The sequence below is a fragment of the Simiduia sp. genome (assembly GCF_058345725.1).
This window is the reverse complement of record NZ_JBTUOC010000027.1, coordinates 37681-45050: the sequence shown is the minus strand read 5'-3', so window position 1 is coordinate 45050 and position 7370 is coordinate 37681. Positions and strand designations below refer to the sequence as shown.

Sequence of the window (7370 nt, the reverse complement as noted above, 5' to 3'; positions counted from 1 at the left end):
TCGTGCCTTTTCCCGAGCCACTTGGGCCATCTATGGTAATTACTAGGGGGTGGGACACTGGAAAGAACCTCAAAAGCGAGATTATACCAGTAATAACAAGATGTTAGGGGACAGAGGAAAAAGAGTTTACAGCGAAAGGAGGGCTAGTAAAGGTGCTGTAAACTCAAAAGCGACTCTACGGGACAGGTGCCTGGGTGCTGCCGTCACATCCTGTACTGGCAATGGCTCCCTGCCCGCACTCAAAGCACCTGACCGGTAGAGTCGCCAGGGCATCGCTACTTCAGCGTGATAAGCGCTTTGTTTTTCTCAACAGTCGCCTTACCGATGCCTTTTACTTCAGTGAGCTGATCGATACTAATAAATTTACCCACGGTTTTACGGTAGGCAACAATGGCCTCGGCTTTTTTCAGTCCAACACCTTTAAGGGCATCTGCCAACTGTTGCGCGTTGGCCGTATTAATATTGACTGTTTGCGTTTGCGCCGCGGCAATTTGCTTGCCCGTGTCTGCGTAACCAACATGGGTTAATGGGAGAGTAAGAACACCGGCTACTAGCGCCAGTGCAAACAGATAGGATGCGCGAAAGTTTCGCATTGAACACCTCCATGTGATGATTGAATCGAGCTTTTAGTTAAACTTTATTCGTCGCTGTATTCCCAACCAGCACCTACAGACTAAGCCCTCACCCGCCTAAAAACATGTGGCAAATATCTGTAAAACGTGTGTGATATTGCTTACGTCAATCGTACCAAGTAACAACTGTTTCCACATAGTCAATGCTTCGAGAAACAATTGGCGCCAGCGTCCTATTAAAACTGGCGCCTCATACAACAGTTACAGGATATTATTCGCCACCAGATTTTTAATGTGGCTACGTGCCGCATCCGATAAATCAGCCCGATCCAGTGCCATATCGATCGTTGCCTGAATATACCCCTCCTTACTGCCACAATCGTAACGGCGACCATTGTAGCGATAGGAGTACACCGGCTCGTCATTTAACAGCGCTGCAATACCGTCTGTTAGTTGAATTTCGCCGCCAGCACCTTTCGGTTGTGTACGAATTTTGTTAAATACGCTGGGGGATAATATGTAACGACCGGCAACCGCCAAGGTTGATGGCGCCTCTTCGGGATCGGGCTTTTCAATCATGCCGTAAATTTGTGCGGTTTGCTCAGTACTGCCTTTTACATCTAATATACCGTACCGAAAAGTTTGCGCCTTAGGTACATCCTGGGTAGCCATTACAGAGCCACCTGTCGCCTCATAAACGCCTACCATTTGCTTTAGTATTGGCGTTTTGCCCACCATTAAATCATCTGCAAGTAGTACAGCAAAGTGCTCGTCCCCCACCAATGACTCAGCACATAAAATTGCATGCCCCAAACCCAGCGCTTGAGGTTGACGCACATAAACGCATTGCATATCTGCAGGCTTAACGGAACGCACCATCTCCAGCATTTTGTGTTTATTGGCAAGGTTTAGCTCGTGCTCAAGCTCAAAGGCCGTATCAAAGTGGTCTTCGATAGATCGTTTGTGGCGCCCCGTCACAAAAATCATCTCACGAATACCCGCTGCATAAGCCTCTTCAACGGCGTATTGAATCAGCGGGCGATCGACAATTGGCAACATTTCTTTGGGGATCGCCTTGGTGGCAGGCAAAAACCGTGTACCCATACCCGCCACGGGAAATATTGCCTTAGTAATCGGCTTTCGTTCTGCGCTTGCCATCCTTGTCTCCTTGGGTGAATAGATTTAACTGGTTCAACAGAAATCAGTCGTATTTCTGAATCATTGCCTCTACGGCCTGAGTTGCGGACTGGCGTTCATGGCTAAAAGTCACAGCTCGCTGGCACAAACCATTTCAATTTCGCTAGGCGCGCACCAGCGCCAATACCTCTTCGGTTTTCGCTTGCATTAACGCTATGTCGCCACGCGACTCAACATTCAACCTGACCACAGGCTCCGTGTTAGACATGCGCAGATTAAAACGCCAATCCTCAAACGCCATGCTGACGCCATCGGTGTGATCAATGGCTACAGCGCTCTGCTGGTAATGACTGAATACGCGCTCAATAGCAGCTTTGGCATCTTGCACCTTGCTGTTTATTTCTCCCGGCGACGGATAGCGCGCTATGCGTTGCGCGAGCAATGCCGACAAGGGCTCACCTTTAAGCGATAGCAGCTCCGCAACTAGCAACCAAGGAATCATACCGCTGTCGCAGTAGAAGAAATCGCGAAAATAATGGTGCGCGCTCATCTCGCCCCCATAGACTGCGTCTTCTTCGCGCATTTTTTCTTTAATAAACGCGTGACCGGTTTTGGACTGAATCGCTACCCCACCAGAGGCCTGCACGATATCTTGCGTATTCCATAACAGACGCGGGTCGTGGATAATTTTTTGGCCAGGATTTTTAGCCAGGAATGCCTCAGCCAGGAGACCGACAATATAGTAACCTTCAGTAAAGGCGCCGGTCTCATCAAAGAGAAAACAACGGTCAAAATCGCCGTCCCAAGCGATACCCATATCCGCGCCATGAGCGCGCACGGCATCTATTGTGGCCTGTCGATTATGCGATTCCAGCGGGTTGGGAATGCCGTTGGGGAAGGTGCCATCAGGTTCGTGTTGAATTTTTATAAATTCAAAGGGGAGGTGTTTTTCCAGCGTATCTATTACATGCCCAGCCGCGCCATTCCCTGCATTCACTACCAGCCGCAAGGGTTTTAACTTAGCCACATCCACATAGCTCAACAAATGCGCAATGTATGCATCGATAATTGAAACACGAGACAACTTGCCCGGTTTTTCTACCACCGGATCAAATGCGCCTGTTTCGGCAAGGCGCTTGATATCCAGCAAACCTGTATCATTACTGATTGGCTTTGAATTTTTACGCACCATTTTCATGCCATTGTAATCAATGGGGTTGTGGCTGGCGGTGACAACCACCCCTCCATCAACCTGCAAATGACTAGTGGCAAAATAGATTTCCTCTGTGCCGCACATTCCTATATCTAAAACATCCACGCCGGCGTCCATCAACCCCGCGGCAAAGGACAGTTTCAGCGTATCGCTGGTGAGGCGCACATCGCCACCCACCACAACTTTTTGCGGCTTTAAAAACTGAGCGTAAGCGCGCCCAATACGGTAGGCAATGTCTTCGTTTAGCTCGCTACCGAGCTTGCCGCGTATGTCATAAGCTTTAAAACAAGTGAGCTGTTCCACTTTATACAATTCCTTTTCAAAGCACCCGCCCAAGCGGCAAAGTGAGCCACCCGCCAATTGGGCGGCGCTGCCAATAGCTAAATTTTCAGTACCGACAAAAAATTTGTTCTAAATTTAGCCAGCGACCTGGTTGACCTGTAGATTTATACCCACTTTTTGTGCCAACTCGGCAAAATTGGGAAAAGACGTGGCCACATTAGCGCAATTCAAGATATGAATTGGCGCGCTAGCTCTGAGTGATGCGACCGCAAAAGCCATTGCAATTCTATGATCACCATGGCTCTCCACCTTACCGCCCCCCAAAGAACCACCCTTAATTACAATGCCATCCGGCGTAGGGGTAGCATTGGCACCTAACGCCTGCAAGCCATCTGCCATCACCTGAATACGATCACTTTCCTTCACCCGCAACTCTTCTGCGCCGCGTAATACCGTTGTGCCTTCGGCACTGGCAGCCGCCACAAACAATACCGGAAACTCATCGATGGCCAAAGGCACCTGATCTTCGGGGATGTCTATGCCCTTTAATGGTGCGTACTGCACCCTTAAATCAGCCACCGGCTCGCCACCTACCACAGACTCATTGGTGATGGTGATATTGGCGCCCATGGCCCGCAAAATATTAATCACACCCACCCGCGTAGGATTCATGCCTACGTGGGTTAGGGTTAAATCGCTATCAGGGGTAATTGCCGCAGCCACCAGAAAGAACGCAGCCGAGGAAATATCGGCCGGCACGTCAATTTTACCCGCCGTAAGCGTGCCACCACTGGTAAGACTTGCCACCGGCCCCTCTGTGCGAACATCGTAGCCAAAACCGCGCAGCATACGCTCGGTATGGTCCCGAGTTGGCGCGGGTTCAGTAACGCGGGTTTCGCCCTTGGCGTAGAGGCCGGCGAGCAATACACAGGACTTCACCTGCGCACTGGCCATGGGCAACGGGTAATCGATGGCCTTTAGCGTTGCGCCGCCCTCGATCCGCACTGGCGGCAACCCTTTTTCGCCCTCCGCTGTGATACGGGCGCCCATGGCCTGAAGCGGTTTCACAACGCGATTCATGGGCCTATTAGACAAAGAGTCATCCCCGGTAAGTACGCTGTCAAAGGGCTGCCCCGCCAATATTCCCGCCAGCAGCCGCATGGAAGTTCCAGAATTCCCTACGTACAAGGGCGCTGCCGGTTTCTTCAAACCGTGCAAACCCACACCGTGGATTTTTACACGCCCATTATTGGGACCCTCGATAACCACGCCCATATCGCGGAACGCCTGCAATGTTGCGAGCGCATCCTCGCCCTCGAGAAAACCCTCCACTTCGGTTACACCTTCAGCTAAGGAACCCAGCATGATAGAGCGATGGGATATGGACTTATCACCGGGCACGCGGATTGTGCCACGCACTTGTCCGCCGGGCTGCATGAGGTATTCAATATTAGATGATTGCATTTTAGGTACAAAAGCCTGCTTAGTAAGTAATCGAGTAAACTGGTCTCGCGCCTCTTTTGCGCGGGTAAAGACGCCCAACAGGTATTCGCTGTCATCGGCAGCGATGGCGCTGCGCAGTCGATTGAGGTTGTCGGTAAACAAATCAATCGCAGCAATGACCGACCGCTGATTAGCGCGCATTATGTCGTGCCACATCACCGGATCACTTGAGGCAATCCGGGTGAAATCCCGAAAGCCACCGGCGGCGTATTTAAAAATATCTTCGTTTTCCGCATCGTGTGCCAAAGTATCCACGAGCGAAAAGGCAATGGCGTGCGGCAAATGACTGGTGGACGCCAGCACCTCGTCGTGCAGCTGCACTGGCATATGAACAACGTCGCCACCCACGGCCTGCCAAACCTGCGTCACTTTTTGGATATGATGGGCCGTATTGGCTTCAGACAACGTCAGAATTATTCGGTGATTTTGGTACAAATCGGGGTTTGCCGCGCTCACACCACTTTTTTCCGACCCGGCGATGGGGTGACCCAATACCAATTGAGCAGGCATACACCCGTAGACCTTCACAGCAGCAGCCTCGACACTGCCCTTTACAGAGGCACCATCGGTTATGGTTACCGCCTCATTCAGCAGCGCATGGCACTCCTGCAAAATGGCCTCGACACTGAGCGTGGGCACCGCGATAAACACCAGATCTGCCTGGTTTAATCGAGGTGCAATGGCTGCAAGTGTTAAGACACCCTCGTCGATTACCTCAGCGGCAATGGCTTGATCCAGCGTTTGCTGCCGCCGCGCAACACCTATTACACGCTCACAGGCACCGGCCTTTTTCAGCCCGGCAGCCAAGCTCGCGCCTATCAGACCCACACCGATAACCACCAAATTACGGATGATCGGCGCACCACTAGCCATGACCCATTCCCTCACCCACTGCTGCAGGCCCACCGCCATCGCCAGCCGAACCAAGTGGTGAAAAAATACCTGCAGTTTTTAAAAAATCCAACATCGCACGGGTACATTCAGCAATACTATTCTGGTGCGTATCAATAACTAAATCCGGTCTATTTGGCACCTCGTATTCCGAATCAATGCCGGTAAACTGGCGAATTTCCCCACGACGCGCTTTTTCATACAACCCCTTCGGGTCACGCTCTTCACACACAGATAACGGAGCCTTTACATAAAATTCGAAATATTGATCTTCGGGAAAAAGCGCACGCACCAACTGGCGGTCGCTTTCAAAGGGGGAGATAAAGGCACTGATAACGATAAGGCCGGCATCGGCCATAAGACGCCCCACTTCACCGATGCGACGAATATTTTCTGTGCGATCGGCATCGGAAAAGCCTAAATCGCGATTCAGGCCAAGCCGCACGTTATCGCCATCAAGTAGGTAACTGTGCTTACCATGCACCAATAATTCTCTCTCTAGCGCATTGGCCAGGGTCGATTTTCCAGCGCCACTCAAGCCTGTAAACCAGATCATGCAAGGGCGCTGCGCCTTTTGTTCGGCGTGCATTTGCTGGTTCACACTGTGATCGTGCCAACGTAAAAAGGGTGTACCCACCTAGAGCACACCCTTTGGGTAGGAGCCCAGAATTTTTAAATCGGAAACCCGCTCAGACACGTCGTTCAGGGCTTTTTGCACTTGTTCGGTCTCTATGTGACCCTTGAAATCTATAAAGAAAACATAGGTCCAATTACCGGTTCTGGATGGCCGGGTTTCAACGCGCGTCAAATCCACCTTGTGCCGCTGGAATGGCTCCAACAAATCGTGCAGTGCTCCAGGCGAGTTGCGAACCGACACCACTATCGACGTTTTATCTTCCCCGCTGGGTGGTACCTGCTCGGTACCGATAATCAGAAAACGGGTTGAATTATCGGGTTCGTCTTCTATTTTTTCAGACAAAACAGTCAATCCGTATAGCTCGGCTGCCATTTCGCCGGCAATGGCCGCTGCATTCCACTCGCCCTTAATGCGCTTGGCCGCTTCCGCGTTGGAGCTAACCGCAATCCGCTCGGCCTTTGGGTAGTGCGCATCCAACCACTTGCGACACTGCGCCAGCGACTGGCTGTGGGAATAAATCCGAGTGATAGACTCAGTGTGCGTCACATCCGAAACCATCAGGTGATGGTGTATACGCAGCTCCACCTCGCCACATATTTTTAAATTCGAGCCTAGAAAATTATCCAGTGTGTGTGTCACAACACCTTCAGTAGAGTTTTCTACAGGCACCACACCGTAATTGACGGCGCCGGCTTCAACTTCGCGAAACACCTCATCAATCACTGACATGGGGCGGGTAACTGCACTGTTGCCAAAGTGCTTCATGGCCGCCTGCTGGGTAAACGTACCCTCTGGCCCCAAAAACGCGACTTTAATGGGCTCTTCGAGCGCCAAACAAGCCGACATAATTTCGCGAAACAGGCGCGCCATTTCCTCGTCGTCCAACGGCCCTTGATTGCGCGCCATTGCCTTGCGCAGCACCTGCGCCTCGCGCTCTGGTCGATAGTAAGTAACCAGCGATTCGCCCGAAGCTTTTTTGACTTCAGCGACTTGCTGCGCACAGCGCGCGCGCTCACTGATGAGCTCGCCTATCTTTTCGTCGATGGCATCAATCCGATCGCGCAGTGCAGCTAATTTGTGCTGGGCATTTTGCGCCATACCACCGTTCTTCTCTGAACTCATGGTTACATCAGTC

The 7370-nt window shown here is 51.4% G+C and carries 6 protein-coding genes; all 6 read right to left on the bottom strand.

Translation table 11 applies throughout. From position 1 onward, the window contains the following. Window positions 1-275: 275 nt before the first annotated feature. On the bottom strand, window positions 276-593 hold the full coding sequence (locus ACW8F6_RS06265; RefSeq protein ID WP_491574997.1) for a ComEA family DNA-binding protein: 318 nt from the start codon (window positions 591-593) through the stop codon (window positions 276-278). A 240-nt stretch (window positions 594-833) separates the two neighbouring features. After that, the gene (gene galU / locus ACW8F6_RS06260) at window positions 834-1730 is read right to left on the bottom strand and encodes a UTP--glucose-1-phosphate uridylyltransferase GalU (RefSeq protein ID WP_491574996.1); all 897 of its coding nucleotides are present in this window, start codon (window positions 1728-1730) and stop codon (window positions 834-836) included. Window positions 1731-1872: 142 nt separating this feature from the next. Next, on the bottom strand, window positions 1873-3225 hold the full coding sequence (locus ACW8F6_RS06255; protein WP_491574995.1) for a phosphohexomutase domain-containing protein: 1353 nt from the start codon (window positions 3223-3225) through the stop codon (window positions 1873-1875). A 114-nt stretch (window positions 3226-3339) separates the two neighbouring features. Then, window positions 3340-5580, bottom strand: coding sequence for a bifunctional prephenate dehydrogenase/3-phosphoshikimate 1-carboxyvinyltransferase (locus ACW8F6_RS06250; RefSeq protein ID WP_491574994.1), 2241 nt, complete (start codon window positions 5578-5580; stop codon window positions 3340-3342). Next, on the bottom strand, window positions 5573-6199 hold the full coding sequence (gene cysC, locus ACW8F6_RS06245; RefSeq protein WP_491574993.1) for an adenylyl-sulfate kinase: 627 nt from the start codon (window positions 6197-6199) through the stop codon (window positions 5573-5575). The genes ACW8F6_RS06250 and cysC overlap by 8 nt, the downstream gene beginning before the upstream one ends. A 36-nt stretch (window positions 6200-6235) precedes the next feature. Then, entirely contained in the window at window positions 6236-7357 is a 1122-nt protein-coding gene (pheA, locus tag ACW8F6_RS06240) for a prephenate dehydratase (protein ID WP_491574992.1), read from the bottom strand. Between the last annotated feature and the right edge of the window lie 13 nt (window positions 7358-7370).